Origin of the sequence: Mechercharimyces sp. CAU 1602, from assembly GCF_024753565.1 — a bacterium.
Taxonomy (GTDB): Bacteria; Bacillota; Bacilli; order Thermoactinomycetales; family JANTPT01; genus Mechercharimyces.
This window is the reverse complement of record NZ_JANTPT010000002.1, coordinates 61,530-79,222: the sequence shown is the minus strand read 5'-3', so window position 1 is coordinate 79,222 and position 17,693 is coordinate 61,530. Positions and strand designations below refer to the sequence as shown.

The 17,693-nt window shown below is 46.3% G+C and carries 12 protein-coding genes; 4 read left to right on the top strand and 8 right to left on the bottom strand.

Features of this window, described 5'->3' with window-relative positions:
• The first annotated feature begins 358 nt into the window (after positions 1-358).
• From NXZ84_RS11460 to NXZ84_RS11450, 3 genes are all read left to right on the top strand, one after another.
• Complete coding sequence (locus tag NXZ84_RS11460; RefSeq protein ID WP_258840469.1) at positions 359-1,075, top strand: response regulator transcription factor; 717 nt, start codon at positions 359-361, stop codon at positions 1,073-1,075.
• The gene (locus tag NXZ84_RS11455; RefSeq protein ID WP_258840468.1) at positions 1,072-2,421 is read left to right on the top strand and encodes a sensor histidine kinase; all 1,350 of its coding nucleotides are present in this window, start codon (positions 1,072-1,074) and stop codon (positions 2,419-2,421) included. The genes NXZ84_RS11460 and NXZ84_RS11455 overlap by 4 nt, the downstream gene beginning before the upstream one ends.
• A gap of 102 nt (positions 2,422-2,523) precedes the next feature.
• The gene (locus NXZ84_RS11450) at positions 2,524-5,643 is read left to right on the top strand and encodes an MMPL family transporter (RefSeq protein WP_258840467.1); all 3,120 of its coding nucleotides are present in this window, start codon (positions 2,524-2,526) and stop codon (positions 5,641-5,643) included.
• A gap of 222 nt (positions 5,644-5,865) precedes the next feature.
• On the opposite strand, the gene NXZ84_RS11445 is transcribed toward NXZ84_RS11450, so the two are convergent.
• The 7 genes from NXZ84_RS11445 to NXZ84_RS11415 all read right to left on the bottom strand — a co-directional run bounded on the left by NXZ84_RS11445 (position 5,866) and on the right by NXZ84_RS11415 (position 15,850).
• A complete protein-coding gene (locus NXZ84_RS11445) occupies positions 5,866-7,359 on the bottom strand; it encodes an SBBP repeat-containing protein (protein ID WP_309495854.1) in 1,494 nt (497 codons plus the stop codon).
• Complete coding sequence (locus tag NXZ84_RS11440) at positions 7,360-9,459, bottom strand: SBBP repeat-containing protein (protein WP_258840466.1); 2,100 nt, start codon at positions 9,457-9,459, stop codon at positions 7,360-7,362.
• 20 nt (positions 9,460-9,479) lie between these two features.
• A complete protein-coding gene (locus NXZ84_RS11435; protein WP_258840465.1) occupies positions 9,480-11,489 on the bottom strand; it encodes an SBBP repeat-containing protein in 2,010 nt (669 codons plus the stop codon).
• A 118-nt stretch (positions 11,490-11,607) separates the two neighbouring features.
• Positions 11,608-13,107, bottom strand: coding sequence for an SBBP repeat-containing protein (locus NXZ84_RS11430; RefSeq protein WP_258840464.1), 1,500 nt, complete (start codon positions 13,105-13,107; stop codon positions 11,608-11,610).
• A gap of 170 nt (positions 13,108-13,277) precedes the next feature.
• Positions 13,278-14,855, bottom strand: coding sequence for a GMC family oxidoreductase (locus NXZ84_RS11425; protein ID WP_258840463.1), 1,578 nt, complete (start codon positions 14,853-14,855; stop codon positions 13,278-13,280).
• Positions 14,852-15,451, bottom strand: coding sequence for a gluconate 2-dehydrogenase subunit 3 family protein (locus NXZ84_RS11420; RefSeq protein ID WP_258840462.1), 600 nt, complete (start codon positions 15,449-15,451; stop codon positions 14,852-14,854). Before NXZ84_RS11420 ends, NXZ84_RS11425 begins: the two co-directional genes overlap by 4 nt.
• A gap of 6 nt (positions 15,452-15,457) precedes the next feature.
• Positions 15,458-15,850 (bottom strand): hypothetical protein, encoded by a 393-nt coding sequence (locus tag NXZ84_RS11415; RefSeq protein ID WP_258840461.1) that lies wholly within the window; start codon positions 15,848-15,850, stop codon positions 15,458-15,460.
• 168 nt (positions 15,851-16,018) lie between these two features.
• On the opposite strand from NXZ84_RS11415, the gene NXZ84_RS11410 reads away from it, so the two are divergent.
• Positions 16,019-17,140, top strand: a complete 1,122-nt coding sequence (locus tag NXZ84_RS11410; RefSeq protein ID WP_258840660.1) for a mandelate racemase/muconate lactonizing enzyme family protein — start codon at positions 16,019-16,021, stop codon at positions 17,138-17,140.
• Positions 17,141-17,232: 92 nt separating this feature from the next.
• On the opposite strand, the gene NXZ84_RS11405 is transcribed toward NXZ84_RS11410, so the two are convergent.
• Positions 17,233-17,604: a DUF423 domain-containing protein gene (locus NXZ84_RS11405; protein ID WP_258840460.1), complete on the bottom strand. Its 372-nt coding sequence runs from the start codon at positions 17,602-17,604 to the stop codon at positions 17,233-17,235.
• Positions 17,605-17,693 lie beyond the last annotated feature (89 nt).

Sequence of the window (17,693 nt, the reverse complement as noted above, 5' to 3'; positions counted from 1 at the left end):
TTTGAGCTACAAAGAAGTAGTAGGGATCTTATAGTGGTCATATTATAAACACTATTAAAATATTTTTGAAAACTAGATTTATTATAATTCATATTTTCTGTAAATTCAAGTGATAATAGCGTTAAAAAAACCAGAAATCGAGCTTGTAAGGCAATCCATTCTTTGAAGCGAGTGGGGTGAAGAAGGAATCTTCCCCTGGTACCGATGGCTTTCTCAATACCAGGACATGCGATATAATCAGTTGAAATATAACAATTATCGAGTACTTCCGAGTGAGCGGTGGATAATAAGAAGTGAGTGATCTGTAGCAAAAAGAAGGAGCAAATATGAGGGCAGTCGATTGGAAGGAGGAAGAAGGATGAATCAAAGAACAGTACTAGTGGTAGATGATGATAAAGATATTGTACGGCTTATTACAGAGACGTTACAGTATGAACAATTTACAGTGATTGCGGCGTATTCGGGACAAGAGACATTGGAGAAATTGAGACAACATCCAGAGATTTCATTCTTAATTTTAGATATTATGATGCCTGGAATCGATGGGTTAGAGGTGTGTCGGCGGGTGCGGGCGGAGAAGAGTATCCCTATTCTGCTCTTAAGTGCACGTGATCGCGAGATGGATAAAGTGATAGGGCTGGAAATTGGTGCAGATGATTATATGACGAAACCGTTTAGTGTACAAGAGTTAGCCGCACGAGTAAAGGCGCATTTCCGCAAATCTGATCGGATGAGGCATCATATCTATCAGCATCAGGGGCAAGTGGGGGGGAATTTATTACGTGTTTCCCGGCTGGTCATTAGTGAACATACATATGAAGCGTTTCTCGATGGAGAAAAATTGGATTTGTCTACTAAAGAGTTTCAAATCCTACACTATCTTGTTCGCCATGCCAATCAAGTACTGACGAGGGAACAGGTGTATGCAAATGTATGGGGTGACGAGTTGGGGGATGTCCATACCGTAACCGTTCATATAAAAAATCTACGTAAGAAGTTAGGTAATAAACAAAATTATATTAAGACGGTGTGGGGTGTCGGATACAAGTTTATAGACGATGGGGGACACTTATGAAGCTAAAAGTGAAGATCCCTTTAATATTTTTGTCGATGTCTCTTACGATCTTTTTGTTGCTGTTTCTATTCGTTCATTTGGTTGTGATCGATGGGGTGATGGAAAGAGCCAATAAACAGATGGGCGAACTAGAGCCCCAAGAAAGAGCTATCGCAGCGGATATAGGGAGTTTATCCGCAAAGGGAGAGGAAGATATCGCCCGTTTTATGGAAGCGAAAGCGAGCGAGCATCAGATTGCCTTAGCGTTATATGAACCGCAATCGCAACAAGTTGTATATAAGGCGAATCATTTGCAAGAAGGGGGACGTTATATGGGGCCCCGTACATATCCTGTGTGGAATAATGAAGAGAAGTTGGTAGGTGTACTCACTGTTAATCGCAAGTTGATGATGGATGACCCGAGAGCGATTGCCGTTACCATGATGGTGTTGGTATTTATACTCGTAATTGATTTTATTATGCTTACCTTTGTGTTTCATGGCATGATTACTTATCCGTTAACGCGGCTTAATCGTCGTCTTGATCATTTTAACTTGCGTCATCATAGAGAACCTTTAGTAACAACGCGTTGTGATGAGATCGGGAGCTTGTACCGCCAGTTTAGTAAAATGGAAGAACGGCTAGTTCGCTCGCATCGTGAACAAGTGGATATGATTGCGGCGATTGCGCATGATTTGAAGACCCCGCTTACGACGATTAATGGGTTTATCGAGCTGATTTTAGCACATCCTGATATGACTGATGAGAAGAAAGAAGAATATATTCGTCTCATCGGGCGTAAATCTTATGCCATTACGGATTTGGTGGATGAGTTTTCTGCCTATGCGAAAGATGAAGCAACCCTGCAGCAAATGTCGATGAAATCTTCTTTATTTCACCCTTTTTTTTCTGCACTTATTCGTGAATATGAAGTTGAATTATCGGGGTTGGGTCATGAATTGATATGGGAGTGTCAGCTGCCAGAGCAGGTGAGAGTGCAGATGAATGAAGCGATGTTGCAACGCGTGTTTGCAAATATCTTTAGTAATGCAGTTCGATATGGGCAACGGGAACATCTTACAATCTTTATTAGTGGATGTGTTGAGAAAAATGGTATACGGATCCGTATTGAAGATGATGGAGTAGGGGTACCTGAGAATGATCAATCACAATTATTTCAGATGTTCTTCACCGTAGATCAATCACGCCAACGGGAAACAGGAGGCACAGGATTGGGGCTTGCTTCTAGTCGTGCGATTGTGGAACAGCATGGGGGGCAGATTCGGGCTTATACCGCAAGTGGTGGTGGCTTGGGCATTACTTTTACTCTTCCGATTGAGAAGAAGGAGATACATGAGGATAAGTGAATGATTTCATCTTTATTTTTTTTTAGGTTTGGTTCACTTTTATTTTAGGTTTATTGGTTATGATAAGTATGGGTAAGTTGATAATGGAGGCGGTGTAATACCATGCAAAAAATCTTAAAGATACGAGTGATTCTGTTCGTCGCATGGATCGTGATAACGGCGGCAGCTCTATTTTTGATGCCTAACTTAGAGCAATTAGTAAAGGAGAAGGGGGATCCAGAGATCCCGGCGGAATACTCTTCGCAGGTAGCTGCTGATTTACAAAAAGAGATGAATGAAGGGTCTACTGAAGGTAAGGACCTCACCTTTATGGTGGTTTTTAATGCTGATGATAAATTATCGCAATCGCAGTTAGGAGATATCGAAGAGGGTCTTTCCAAACTGGAGCGTGAAAGAAGTGAGCTCGGTATAACGGATATGCTGACTCATATGGACAATGAAGAATTAAAAGATCAGCTGATCTCTGAAAACGGGTCTACCGTTCTCGCCTCTTTAAAAGTTGGGAAAGGGGATCGCAGTGTTGCTGAGGCACGAGCAGATGTAGAGAATGCTCTGTCTGATGTAGATGTGACGCATTATTTGACTGGTCCGGAATTAATTACGGAGGATATGGCGGAGACGACACTGGAAGGGGTAAAGAAAACGGAGATATTTACGGTAATCTTTATCATTATCGTGCTAATTATTATTTTTCGCTCTCCGATTACGCCATTGATCTCCTTGTTAACGGTAGGGATTTCGTACTTGGTCTCACTATCGATCATCGCTAACCTCGTTGAAAACATTGATTTTCCGTTCGCCAACTTTACGCAAGTCTTCCTGGTGCTTGTTTTGTTTGGGATTGGGACGGATTATAATATATTGCTGTTCTCTCGTTTTAAAGAAGAGATGGGTCAACATCGTTCCACCACCCGGGCGGTACTAGAGACGTATCGTACAGCTGGGAAGACCGTATTATATAGCGGACTTGCTGTTATGATCGGTTTTAGTGGTTTATATTTTGCGCAGTTTTCTATCTATAAAGCAGGAGCAGCTGTAGCTATTGGTGTATTTACGTTATTGGCTGTACTGTTTACGGTACTTCCATTTTTCTTCGTCATTCTTGGCCCCAAGATGTTTTGGCCGTCCAAAACAGATGGTGGACACAAACAGAGTCGTATTTGGGGTGGGATGTCGGCGAAGTCTGTGAAACGGCCCATTATTGCAATCATTATTGTCGTCCTACTCAGCTCCCCAATCTTATTTTTCTATGATGGATCGCTATCCTACAACAACCTGGATGAGGTAGGGAGCGAATACAACTCCGTTAAAGGTTTTAATAAGGTCTCTGATAACTTTGGCCCGGGTGAATCTATGCCGACCAGTATTGTGCTTAAATCGGATGATTCGCTCGAATCAGATGAGGCGCTTGCCTTGATTGATGAAATAACTGGGGCTTTACGACATATAGAGGGTGTGAAAGATGTTTACTCTCCTACTCGCCCTAAGGGAGAACGGATTGAAGACCTGTATGTGCAAGAGCAAACAGGTAAAACGGAAGAGGGCTTAGGAGAAGCGCAAGAAGGGCTTGATCAAATCGAAAGTGGCTTGGGAGAGGCAAGTGAAGGTGGATTTGACAGCGTTGGTCAATTAATTTCTGCAACGGAACAAATCCGTGCTGGCCTGCAACAGATGAGTGCTCAGTTAGAGCAACAGTCAGATCCCAATGCAGCCGCTAATGCGAAAAAATTAGCAGCGGGAGCAGCCGAATTAAGTGCAGGGCTTACAGAACTTAATAAAGGCATGGCTCAAATTAATAAAAGTTATGATGATCTGTATAAGGGTTACAGCCAGCTAGAAAATCAGTATCGCCGTTCGGCTTCTGAATTAGACCAGGTGCGAAATGATCTAAATGCACGCTTTGCGGGTATACAAACAGCTACGGGTCAAATTGCAGCTGAAAACCCAGATGTGGCAAATAGCGCGGCCTTTAGGAATTTGCAATCTGAAATAACATCAAGTGCCGACTCCATTAAAAAGCTAAATGTGCAAGTGATTACTCTGACTGAAGTAAATAAGAAGCATAAAGAAGCAACTGCGGGATTGGCAGAGATTAATAAAGAGTTAAAGAAAATCGAACAAGCACAAGCACAACTTGCAGAAGGTGCGAAGGAGTTGGAGGGAGGGGTTAATCAGGTTGTCGCCGGTCTTGAACAGGGGATAGGTGGACAACAGCAGTTAATTAGTGCTCTCAACCAGGCAGAACAAGGATTGGGTAAAGTAAACGATGGTCAGCGCAAATTGAGCGCTGGGTTAAATGAATTGGAAGAAGGGCTTGCTAAGAGTACAGAAGGGTTATCAGAGATCTCAGGCGGATTAGAAGATGCTCAAGATTTCCTAGCACAGCTCGCTAGTACGGAAGCGACCATGCGTTTCTTCGTCCCTGCAGATGTAAAAGAGGATAAGGAATTTCAAGAGGTACTAGATGCCTACATGTCGGATGACCGTAAAATTATGGAGTGGCGTGTCATTCTCGAAGAGGATCCTTACTCTGAAGCGGCGATTGATACCATTGGTGAAGTACAGAACCTTGTAGATGCAAAAACGAAGAGCACGATTTTTGAGGATGCTACCTATGGAGTTGGTGGCACCAGTTCAATGAACCGCGATCTTAGCAATATTTCTACAAGCGATCTCACGCGAACTGCACTCTTTATGTTTGGTGGAATTGCGCTCATGTTATTGTGGATCCTGCGTTCTTTCTGGAATACGGTATATATTCTCGGTTCGCTATCTCTGGCTTACTTTATTGCCCTAGCATTTGGTGAACAGGCATTTACTGTCTTCTTCGCTGATTACGCAGGATTATCGTGGACGATTCCATTCTTCTCCCTCATCATGATCGTCGCCTTGGGAGTGGATTACAGTATCTTCCTGATGATGAGGTACAAAGAGAGCGAAGGAGTATCCGCCAGTGCTTCTATCGTAAATGCTGCGAAAAATATTGGTGCAGTCGTCATCTCAGCTGCGGTGATCTTGTGTGGTACTTTTGCTGCCTTGTACCCATCAGGGGTGTTATCGCTGTTACAAATAGCAACAGTGGTTATCGTCGGCTTAGCATTGCTAGCGGTCTTTTTCCTCCCAGTGCTCTTGCCAGCATTGATCTCTATACAGGAACGGATTAATCGACCGCTCTCGCACGAACGCAGAAAAGATGATGAGTTAGCTCAGGAAGAAGTGTAACGAAGCCAACAAACGAATGAATAGAGGATGTAAGGTAGTTGAAGAAGGGCCATGGCGAAAACGCCATGGCCCTTCATTTTCTTTTTAAAATCTGCTTAGATCCTCATTTTTACATAATAAACAGACTAACAGACTAATCTTATTTGGTAGAGCCAAAACTCAACTTTACCTGATTCCTCGATGGCTCAGCTTCAGCTGAAATAAGGTTGATTTCTAGCGATATTAGGATGTCTCTTCTGCGGATGTTCGTCCGCGTGGACCGCGCGCCCCCCGCGGTCCACGCGGTCCAGTAGGGCCTGTTGCTCCCGTCGGACCCGTCGTTCCGGTGGCAATGACAGGACCTAGCTTGACGACAAACGCATCGCCAGAAGTCCGACTGGTGCGCAGTTGTGATTGAAAGGCTCCTGGAGTGATAGGAAAGTCGCTAGAGTCAGTTTCACCGGTAGCATAGATGCGTTGTTGCCGGTCGATAGCGACGGCAGTGGATCGATCGACGATCGATCCACCATAGTATGTGGAGTAGAGGACACCTGTGCCCGCAAAACTGAGTTGAGTGAAAAAGGCACTTGTAATACCGAGCAAGCGTAACTGAAAGGCATCTGAAGTTACAGGAAAGTTAGTTGATTCGGTATCTCCTGCGATCCATGCGTTTCCAAATGAGTCCAATACAATTCCGTTGCCTTGATCGACGCGATTCCCACCCAAAAAAGTGGAATAGATGAGTTGCGATCCAGTGGGGTTTAGTTTGCTGACAAAGGCATTTTGGCCACTGATGATCGTAGCCAGTTGGGTTTGGAAGGCACCCGATGTGATGGGAAAGTTGGAGGATCCTGTTCCTCCCGTCACATAAGCGGCACCTGTGGAGTCGATCGTAATACTAACCCCGATGTCACTGCTACGCCCTCCTAAATAGGTGGAGTAGAGGAGTGAAGTAGCGGTGGCATTTATTTTACTGATGAAGGCATCCTCTGAACCACCAGCAAATTGGGTTTGGATGGCATTTGTTGTAATGGGGAAATCGGTTGATGAGGTAAAGCCAGTGAGGAACGCCTCACCAGCATCATTGAGCACAATAGACTCCCCATTATCCATGCCATTACCACCAAGATAAGTGGAGTAACTAAGGGTAGTGCCAGTGGGATTTAATTTACTGACGAAAGCGCTAGTGCTTCCCTTTAAGCCCGTTTGCAGCGCACCGCTGGTAGTAGGAAAGTTGTTCGAAGCAGTAAAACCCGTAAGATAAGCAAACCCCTCAGTATCAACGGCAATGCCATTAGCACTATCAAAATTACTTCCCCCAAGAAAGGTAGAATAGAGTAACGAGTCACCCGTGGGAGAGATCTTTGTCACAAACGCATCGATGTCATTTACCCGTGTTTGAAAAGCGCCAGAAGTAACAGGAAAATTAGAGGAGTCGGTCACACCTGTTAAGTAGACGGCTTCTTCGCGATCGATGCTGATGCTATTGGCAATATCACTCATATTGCCCCCCAAGAAGGTGGAGTAGACAAGAGAAGTACCTGTTGGGTTCATTTTGCTAAGAAAGATACTAAACTGTCCACCTGGATAGATGGTTTGAAAGGCGCCACTAGTGATAGGGAAATCTGATGAATTGGTACTACCTGTAATGTAGGAGAAATTACTGCGATCGACCGCAATCCCCAATCCACAATCACTCTCAAATCCACCGAGAAAGGTGGAGAAAAAGATGTTCATCTATACCCCTTCCTCATTATTAGACTTTCCGCGTGCCCCTCGCGCTCCACGAGGGCCGCGAGGACCGACAGCGCCTGTAGGACCGGTGGCACCTGTTACCCCTGGAGGGGAGTCAAAACCTATTTTGACGACAAACGCATCCGTAGTGGTAGGGGCAGAGTCAAACATGGATTGAAAGGCCCCCGGAGTTATAGGGAAGTTAGGAGATTCGGTCTGTCCCGTCGCATAAATACGATCTTGGGGATCAATTGCCAGTGCAAAAGATTGGTCAGTGTTAGATCCCCCATAGTAGGTAGAGAACAGAAGCCCGGTGCCTGCATAGCTAACCAGAGAAAAAAAAGCATCGGTTATTCCCATCAATTGATTTTGAAACGCATCGGCTGTAACTGGGAAGTTATCCGATTCGGTATCCCCGGCGATCCATGCATTGCCAAAGGAGTCTACAGCAATTCCATTTCCTTGTTCTGTGCCGCTTCCCCCGAGGAGAGTGGAATAAGAGAGGGCGGTCCCAGTGGGATTAACTTTCGTAATAAAAGCAGTTTCAAATCCGCTAGCGATGGATTGAAAGGCACCGCTGGTCACAGGGAAGTTATCCGATTCCGTTCCTCCCGTTATATAAGCAGATCCGGCTGGATCGATGGCGATGGCAACGCCAATGTCACGTGAAGAGCCACCTAGGTAACTGGAATAGACCAATGAACGACCGCTGGGATGTAACTTTGTGATAAAGGCATCTTCTAGTCCACCCCCAAAGATTGTTTGAAAGGCGGATGAGGTGACGGGGAAATCAGGAGAACAGGTTTCCCCAGTGACATAGGCAGACCCATTGTTATCCACGGTGAGAGCAAAGCCTTCATCAACTTCACTTCCACCTAGGTAGGTGGAATAGAGGAGGGAAGTTCCAGTCAAGTTTAGTTTGGTGACGAAAGCACTAAAAGAACCCGTTTGTTGTGTTTGGAAGGCGCCGCTGGTCACAGGGAAATTGTCAGAGGCAGTTGTGCCGGCTACATAAGAAAATCCTTGTTGATCCAGTGCGATTCCCTGACCCACATTGCTATTATCTCCGCCGAGGTAGGTGGAAAAGAGAAGAGAAGAGCCGGTGGCAGTAAGCTTTGTGACGAAAGCTAAAGAGTCAATACTGTCGAAGATGGTTTGAAAGGCACCTGAAGTAATGGGGAAATTCGTAGAGCTGGTAACTCCCGTAACATATGCTTCTCCATCGGAATTGACACGGATAGCGTTTGCTACATCACTTTCTCTCCCCCCGAGGAATGTGGAATAGACGAGTGAGGTGCCGCTTTGATTTATTTTTGTGACAAATGTACTAAACGTTCCCCCAGGATAGGAGGTTTGGAATGAACCACTAGTGACAGGGAAATTTCGGGACTGGGTGCTCCCTGTTACATAAGAAAATCCAGAGCGATCGACGGCGATTCCCATTCCAGTATCGCTACCCCTCCCCCCTAGATAGGTGGAGTAAAAGATGACTGGGTCGATCACTAGTGGCAGGGAACGATCCACTTCCTCCTCTAGAACAAAGCGAATCTGCTGTTTGTTATCTAGGCTGAAGCAGGTGTTGATCTCCGTCTTATGAGGGGGTTGGAAACTTACCGGTTTTTTTTCTACGAGCATGCCATGGGCCGTATAGAGATGAAGATCACCCGAGGGGTGAAGGTAGAGGTGATCAGCACCGTGGTAGGAAAGGCAAATATCGTCAAGATCGGCACGAGGACTTACGATAAACTCGTATTTTAGTCGTCTGTTTGTTACATGGAAGCGAGCTGTAATACCAGGCCATAGATCGTGGTACAAGATCTCAGTAGCAGATGCGAAGGGATTTTCGGATAGATTGGATGAGTTTGTCAGGATGACTTCAGGGTTGGGGGCGAGAAAGCGAAGTTGAAGTGTGGTTGTCGTTGTCGGAAACAGTAAGGTGACGTACTCGGGATGGAAGACACATCGAAATGAAGAGTGAGATGTGACTGGATAAGAGTGCGCAGCATCTATAGTAGGAAAGGGCTGGGAGGAAAGTAGATTGTCTGCACCTCTGATGTCAAGGTTGCGCTCATTAGGGATCTGCCTTGCTGTTGTCGTAATCATAGTAACCTCCTATACGGATTTTAAGACTCAATAATATCCCCACCTGCTCCGCGTGGGCCGCGTGCTCCCCGTGGGCCGCGTTTCCCTTGGGCTCCTGTTGCTCCGCTTGCACCTGTCGGCCCTACAGGCATGAGCGAGCCAACTTTGAAAACAAAAGAATCTTCTGTGGCAATATCAGACCGATATTGACTTTGAAAGGCACCGGGTGTGATGGGAAAATTAGCGGAAGTGGTAGGTCCTGTAACGTAGACTCGTTGTGCAGAGTCAAGAGCGATGGCCGCTCCCATATTTTCGGAGCTTCCCCCATAGAGAGTGGAAAAAAGCAAGCCAGAACCTGCAAAGTTGAGATGGGTGAGAAATATATTCGTAAAGTTACCTTCACGTACTCGCTGGAAGGCATTATCGGTAACAGGAAAATTGTCTACACCTACAAAGCCTACTATCCAAGCGTTGAAAAAACGATCCAATACAATATCAACACCTACACTGCTGTCACCAAGAAAGGTTGAGTAAACTAATCTGGATCCGCTAGGGGAAAATTTTGTGATGAAGGCGGCTGAACTTTCATTTTCTCTTTGAAACGCACCTGCGGTAGTGGGGAAGTTTCGGGATGCCGTTTCACCGGTTATATAAGCGGAACCGAAAGGATCGATCGCAATCCCTGTCCCATTATCCTCTAATTCTCCTCCAAGGTAAGTGGAATAGAGAAGTGATGTTCCCTCAGCATTTAACTTGGTCACAAAAACAGAGTTGGAGAAGGGAGAAGAGGAGGGATTGATCGTTTGAAAGGCTTGGCTGGTAACAGGAAAAAGAGTGGAACTGGTACTACCGGTCACAAAAACATTACCAGACTTGTCAAGCGCGATGGCTGACCCTTCGTTAACTACATTAAGTCCGCCTCCTCCGAGTAAGGTAGAGTAGATGAGCGAGTTTCCCGTCGCGTTTAACTTACTTATAAAGGCGTCACGCGGACCTTTGAGGATGGTTTGGAAGGCACCGCTGGTAACGGTGAAATTCTCACCTGCGGTCCCAGTTAGATAGGCGTTGCCTGCACTATCAGTGAGGATGTCGCATCCCTGTGTGATGAAACTTGGACCGCCAAAATAAGTGGAGTAAAGGAGAGAAGAGCCGTCAGGAGAGAGCTTTGTAACAAACGATCCCCCCACAGTAGTTTGGAGTGCTCCTGAAGTGACAGGGTAATCAGTGGAACTGGTCTCGCCAGTTACATAGGCAGCTCCAATATCATCGAGGGTTATGGCGTTGGCGCCGTCAAAAATATTGCCCCCGATAAAAGTAGAGTAGACGAGTGAGCTTCCAGTTTGGTTAAACTTTGTGACAAAGATGCTAAAATCTCCTGCTAAGATTGTTTGAAAGGCACCCGAAGTGATCGGGAAATTATCCGATTCAGTAAACCCTGTTACATATGCGGATTCTGACTGGTCAACGGCAATATCGGTAGCCTCATCCACCCGCATTCCACCCAGATAAGTAGAGTAAAACACGATCGGATCAATGATGAGCGGGAGATCGGAATGATAATCTTCTAAGAGAAAGCCGATTGTTTTGTCAGGATGAAGAACAAACGATGTGGGGATAGTGAGTGCCTCATCATTTGTGACTCTTTGAAAGCTGATAGGTTTTTTTTCATGCCAATATCCTGCAGGGGTGAGAAGCATTAGTTCCCCATCCGAGTGGAGAGTATATGAGGTTACTCCGAAGTAAGAAAGTCGAATGTGATTGGGATTGGCTCCTGGATGAACAATAAATTCATATTTAAAATGTTCTGAATCTAAATAAAAGCGAGCGTCAATCTTCTGCCAAAGTTGAGGGTAGGTGATGTAATTTTTTTCTCGTACGGGAGATGAACAGAGAGAATCAGCAGGTTTATGAAAGTGTAAGGATAGCTCTGGGGTTGATGAGGTGGAAATGCCCGTCTGGAATACCACATGGTTTTTGTAACAGAGAAGCCGAAGATGGTTATGTTGAAGTATATAGAGAGGGGGGAGTTGAAGTGTTGCTTTTTTCTTCAATGGAATATCATCCCTTCTATAGGTATCAAAGACTCTCCTACGGGATTATGCAAAAGCCGGCTTGTTTCAGAACGAATGAAGCAATCAAGTGCTTGTCATATGAGATACTAAGAATGGATTATCTCCCGCTTCCACTCTCTCCTCTCACCCCCCGTGCTCCCCGTGGACCACGCATCCCTTGTTCGCCAGTGGCACCAGTGGCACCTGTTATTCCAACAGGTGTAAAGGTTCCTATTTTGATTACATAAGCGTCAGGAGTATCAATGGCACTTTGAAACGTTTCTTCTAGGGCACCAGGTGTGGTAGGAAAGTTAGTGGAGGTGGTATCGCCTGTTACATAAGCGGAGCCCATGCTATCAATCCCAACCCCTCTTCCCATCGTGACTCGGGAACCGCCGATATAGGTGGAGTAGAGCAATTTACTTCCCGTTAGATTCACTTGAGAGAGAAAGGCACTGGTGTCCCCCCGTTGTGTTCGCTGAAAGGCTGTAGGGGTAACGGGGAAATCGATTGATTCTGTCGATCCTGTCACCCATGCTTGCCCCTGCGCATCCACTTGGATACCGTTCCCTTCATTTACAAAGGTTCCTCCTAGAAAGGAGGAGTAGGCGAGTTGAGATCCGTTAGGGTTTACTTTGGTGACAAACGCACTTTCAATTGCATTCAATTGCGTTTGAAACGCTGAGGAGGAGATGGGGAAGTTACCAGATTGAGTGCCACCGGTTACATAGGCGGCCCCTGTAACATCGACAGCGATTCCCGCTCCGTAATCTCGGCTTGTTCCCCCGAGGAATGAAGAATAGTTGAATTGGGAACCCGTGGCATCTATTTTACTGACAAAAGCATTGGAATTTCCTTGTCCTGCAAATTGCGTTTGAAACGCACCTGTCGTGGTAGGGAAGTTGGTGGAGCATGTTTCCCCAGTTATATAGGCTGATCCATTTTCATCGAGAGCGATCGCGAAACCAAAGTCTTCTTTCGTTCCACCGAGAAAGGTGGAGTAAAGAAGGGAGCGGCCTGCCTGATTGATCTTTGTTACATAAGCATCAAACCCGCCACCGCTAAACTGGGTTTGCAGGGAGGAACTCGTGACTGGAAAATTTGATGATGCCGTTATGCCAGTCACATAAGTGGCTTTCTCTTTATCCACTGCGATCCCGTTACCAAAGTCATTTTGATTTCCACCTAAGTAACTGGAGAAGACGAGGGAGGTACCTGTTGCATTAAGCTTACTGACAAAAGCAGAGGCGTCGCCGCCAGGGTATTGTGACTGGAAGGCATTTGTCGATACAGGAAATTGAGTTGAGCCTGTTTCCCCAGTTACATAGGCACAGTTCTCATCGTCGACAGCGATCGCACTCCCTATATTTACTGCTCTTTCACCCCCGAGATAGGTGGCGTAAACGATCCCTGAACCGGATTGATTTAACTTGGCTACAAAGACACTACAAGCGTCAGGAAAAATGGTTTGAAAAGCGCCGGATGTGACGGGAAAGTTTGTGCTATCTGTCAACCCTGTGATATAGGTGAAACCGGCTTCGTCGGAAGTGATGGCATTTCCACAGTCAGCCGAGCTTCCCCCGAGATAGGTGGAGTAAAGGACGATGATCGGATTCAAAAGAGATTCCTCCCGTGATGGTGCTAACTGTTGTTATGTATATGTAAGAACAGAAATAGGGTGCCATCAGTGATAACTTAAGATAAACTAAACATCGCTATATTAAATAAAGGGCCTAAAGAGGATATAAGCTTTGTCCTCTTTAGGCCTTATCAAATCATTGAGGGAGTTTACATACCTAAATCCCCTTTTTTTGCTTTTTCTTTAATGTGATCTGCTGAGCGCAGAGCTAATGCCATTACAGTTTCCGTTGGATTTCCACCTCCGGAAGTGACAAACGTACTCGCATCGCAGATGAACAAGTTGGGGATATCATGCGTTTGACCAAAGGAGTTGACCACGGAGGTAGCAGGATCGTCACCCATGCGACATCCCCCCATCAAATGAGCCGTATCGGGAACGACAAAGTGGGGCCAGCCCCCTGCTGCTTGAATGATCTCTTTCATCATCGTGACGGCGTGGGCAATTAAGCGTTTGTCGTTCTCACCGTATTGAAAGGAGACCTTGGCGCGAGGTACGCCATGCTCATCTTTCTCTTCCGCTAAGGTTACCCTATTTTGTTCTGCTGGCAGAACTTCTCCTACTAAGGTGATACGTCCATAATGGTTATAGTCGAGCAGTGCTTGCCGTAAGTTTTCTCCCCATAGAAATCCACTTTGCGAATGGGTGATCCCACTGGCAAACTCCATGGGGCGTGCGCCATGGGCATGAAGCGTATATCCCCGTGTAAATCCTCGAGCAAGATCCGTTTTATAGTACTCTTGTGTGGTGGCAAGAACAGGTGTCCCCTTGTAGAGGCGTACTTCCATATCGAACTTACCATACACATCGTGACTGCTGTGCGGCATGATAGCTTTACCCACCCACCCACTGTGATTAGCAAGGCCATCGGGAAACTGGGCATTGGCAGAATGAAGGAGAAGGCGCGGGGTTTCTATCACAAAAGCGGACAAGATGACGAGCCGAGCTTTTTGTTGATAAGACTTTCCTTTGTAAATAAATTCGACTCCCGTTGTCCGTCCTTCTTTATTCATCATGATTTGCGTCACGGTACAGTTGGGCAATACTTCAGCACCAGCTTTGATCGCTAGTGGGATGTGTACGATCAAGGTGCTAAATTTAGCATTGGGCATGCATCCCTGGTTACAAAATCCACGATTGATACAGGGTGGTCTGCCTTGAAAGGGAGCAGATAAGATGGCGAGTGGAGTTACTACTGTTGGAATGGATAGTTTCTCACACCCTTTTTGAAACAATTCCGCATTTGGGCTGAGGGGCTCACGTTCAGGAAAAGGATAAGGGCCGTGAAAATTCCCCCAGGGAAAATGGTGGGGGCCAGAGATGGCAATCTCTTTTTCAATGCGATCGTAATAAGGGGCGAGCTCATCGTATGTGAGCGGCCAGTCCTCCCCTACGCCATCAATGGTGCGCGTGCGGAAGTCGGAATCGTGAAAACGAAGGAAAACCCCGGTGAAGTGAACCGTGCCTCCACCTACACCCCGTCCACTATTGTTTTCCCCCATGGTGAGTGGATTAAGCCCGGCAACGAGGCGTGTATCTTGCCAAGCTAGCTTTTTCATCGCTAATTCATCGCTGACAAAATCTTCTTGTGGATCCCGCATCGGACCAGCATCCAGTACAACGACAGACATCCCCGCCTCGCTCAACTCTTTGGCAAGCACTCCACCTGCGGCCCCAGCGCCAACGATAAGGACATCTACTTCATCTTGTCCATACTTCCGTTTCATGATTTTTCTGCCTCCCAGGGATCACGTTGGCCAAGGTGAGCACGAACATACCCGCGAGGATATGCAGGCCCGCCATAGCCGATTTCTGACCAGATGGTGGGGTGGGCGGTGTACGCTTCCACAGTTAATGTGAGTAGTTTTTTAAAGAATGGGATGCTAGGTAGTCCACGCCATTCGCTTCTCATGCCGTATTCACCCTGGCTTAACTGGGTCAAGAGGTGATCTAATTGGGTGGGTTTTAGTAGTGGGATGGATTGTTTAAATTCTAGGTTACATGTCTTTTCTAATGCTTTTAGCCCACTACGAACTAGAGTGGGTGCGGGGGGAACGTGCTCCTCCCGCTGTCCCTCCCCGGGGGAGGAGTGAAGTGTTTCGTCGATATGAGCGATGATAAAGGTGAGGATCTCTTCTTCGCCATCGTAGAGGAGAGCATGTGCTAGGATACGAATCAGGTTTGCCTCGTGTTGAGTAAGGTAGTGATAGTTAGTGGTTGCCGAAAGACGCCTGTTCACAATTTGCTGTGTATGCTTATCCCAATTCTCTTTCTCTTTCATCACGTCATAAGTAGGATAATTGGAAGAAGGGGATGAACTCATGTGTACTCACCTCCAATACATAATAATGAGACCTAATACGCTGAGCGCAGAAAACATAAGGGGCATCATAATAGGCGGCCCAATCAAGAAATTACGTAATTTCCAGCCACCAACTCGGCTACCTACTCCTTTAACGTGATAGATAAATCCGATTAGGCCGTCGATCAATCCGAGCCACATCAGAAAAAGAAAGAGGGAGGCGAGCCAGGATACATTGTAAAAGGTAAGCGATAGTCCAACGATAAAGAAGAGGGGAGCGGCGATCACAGGAATCCACATCGCCTTCTTATGGAAATTTTGCCGATAGTGATACATGGTCACCTGTACAGCAATCATCAGGAATGCGAGACTGACAAATAAAATTAAGACGCGATCCCATTCCCATCCAGACCAATTCATAGGTACACTCCTTTTCCGCTGTCGAATTGCAAGGCTTTCACTATTGTCTCCTCATTTTGGGTTTTCATGCTCGTGCAGGGATAATAAAAAGGGGAGATATGGAACAATAGGGATATGAACGAGAGATGGAGGCGAGCGCGGATGGAAGGACATGCAAACTGGCGGGGAATGCAGATTGAAAAAGTAGAAACGTTTCCTCTCTTTTATCATTTGGAGGAACCTTATGGAGATGCCAATGGCTTAAAAGCATATCGGAGCCTCTTTCTTATTCGTCTTGTCACACATGCAGGCATCGTGGGGTGGGGAGAGTGCAAAGGTTGGTTACCACAATTGGAAACTCAGTTTCAACAGTGGGTGATTCCTTTTTTGCGGGGTAAGCATGTGATGGAGGAGGCGAGATGGCTCCCCTTACTACAGCAGGAATCGGCTGCTCTGGCAGCGGGAGTAAGCATGGCCTTAACGGAAATTAAAGCCACCTGCGCAGGACTTTCTCTTGTGGACTGGTGGGGAGGGTGCCGACATGAGCAGATTCCGGTCTACGCTTCTTTTCAATCTTATAGTGGTCGTATCGATTGGATGGAGCGTTCGATAGAAAGAGTGGAAAGTGCCTTTGATGCAGGCTTTCGTCAATTTAAAGTAAAGGTAGGAGGAAGGACATTTTGTGAGGATAAAAAGCATATTCGTGCTCTCCAAGAGCGCTTATGTGAAGCAGGCGAAGTCGCCCTCGATGCGAATCAAAGCTACGATGTGGGTACCGCTTTGAAGTGGAACGAAGTGTTTAGCGACCAATGCCATTGGATGTGGTTTGAGGAACCCCTTCCCATCCAGCAGGTGGATGGATACCGTCTCCTGCGTCAACATGCACTTCTGCCGATTGCCGGGGGAGAGAGACTACCTACGACCGCTTCTTTTTTACCGTTATTACAGGAGGGGGCACTTGACATCATCCAGCCAGATCTACTTCATCTGGGAGGAGTGGAATCGTTTCGGCAAAGCCTTTATTTGGGACGTCACTTTGGGACGCGCATTACACCTCATACATATGATGGGCCACTCTCTCGTCTGTATGCGCTCTGTGCTCAATCTACCCTCCCTGCATGGAGTAAAATGCAAGGGGATGGGATTGAACCAATAGAATGGGATTGGATGGAGAATTCGTTAAACCAGTTGATCTCGCTCATGCCTGAGGGAGGACAAGTTCCGATTCCGCAAGGAACGGGGATTGGGGTGGAGTGGGACGAAGAACGACTTACCTATTTACGCTGGGATGGAAGGAGTTTTACTCCTTAATAAAAGAGGAACAGATGAAAAATGAGGGAACAAAAAAATCAGCTGCTACGATCGGTTTATATGCAGCTGATTTTTTTGTTTTTACTTTTTTGCTATATGGTTTTTAGTGCAGCTACAGCGATTAAAATCCAGCCGATAAGGAATGAGACTCCACCGATAGGAGTGATCATTCCCAGTTTGGTTACATCAGTAAGCGTCATCAGATAGAGACTGCCAGAGAAGATGATGATGCCGGCAAGGATAAACCAGCCTCCTGTCATCACCAGTGGGGAAGAGCCGGTAAACTTGGCTACTAATCCAATGAGCAATAAGCCGAGCGCATGCGTCATATGGTAGGAAGAACCTGTTTGCCAATTAGCGAGCATCCGCTCCGATACTTTTCCTTCTAGCCCATGAGCACCAAACGCACCTAGCGCAACAGCTAAAAACATATTGATCGCACCGAGAAAGATCATGATTTTCATCTTTGTCACCTCGTATATGATTCTTCTTAGCTACGATTGTACCACGAGGGAGTAGGTTCATGCGCAACAGCTGTGTGCGATTGTGTGAC

Bases quoted from the DNA above. Each gene is read 5' to 3' on its own strand.
- NXZ84_RS11415 (WP_258840461.1), bottom strand. From the start codon at position 15,850: ATGAATTGGTCTGGATGGGAATGGGATCGCGTCTTAATTTTATTTGTC.
- NXZ84_RS11450 (WP_258840467.1), top strand. From the start codon at position 2,524: ATGCAAAAAATCTTAAAGATACGAGTGATTCTGTTCGTCGCATGGATC.
- NXZ84_RS11405 (WP_258840460.1), bottom strand. From the start codon at position 17,604: ATGAAAATCATGATCTTTCTCGGTGCGATCAATATGTTTTTAGCTGTT.
- NXZ84_RS11455 (WP_258840468.1), top strand. From the start codon at position 1,072: ATGAAGCTAAAAGTGAAGATCCCTTTAATATTTTTGTCGATGTCTCTT.
- NXZ84_RS11410 (WP_258840660.1), top strand. From the start codon at position 16,019: ATGCAGATTGAAAAAGTAGAAACGTTTCCTCTCTTTTATCATTTGGAG.
- NXZ84_RS11445 (WP_309495854.1), bottom strand. From the start codon at position 7,359: ATGAACATCTTTTTCTCCACCTTTCTCGGTGGATTTGAGAGTGATTGT.
- NXZ84_RS11425 (WP_258840463.1), bottom strand. From the start codon at position 14,855: ATGAAACGGAAGTATGGACAAGATGAAGTAGATGTCCTTATCGTTGGC.
- NXZ84_RS11440 (WP_258840466.1), bottom strand. From the start codon at position 9,459: ATGATTACGACAACAGCAAGGCAGATCCCTAATGAGCGCAACCTTGAC.
- NXZ84_RS11420 (WP_258840462.1), bottom strand. From the start codon at position 15,451: ATGAGTTCATCCCCTTCTTCCAATTATCCTACTTATGACGTGATGAAA.
- NXZ84_RS11460 (WP_258840469.1), top strand. From the start codon at position 359: ATGAATCAAAGAACAGTACTAGTGGTAGATGATGATAAAGATATTGTA.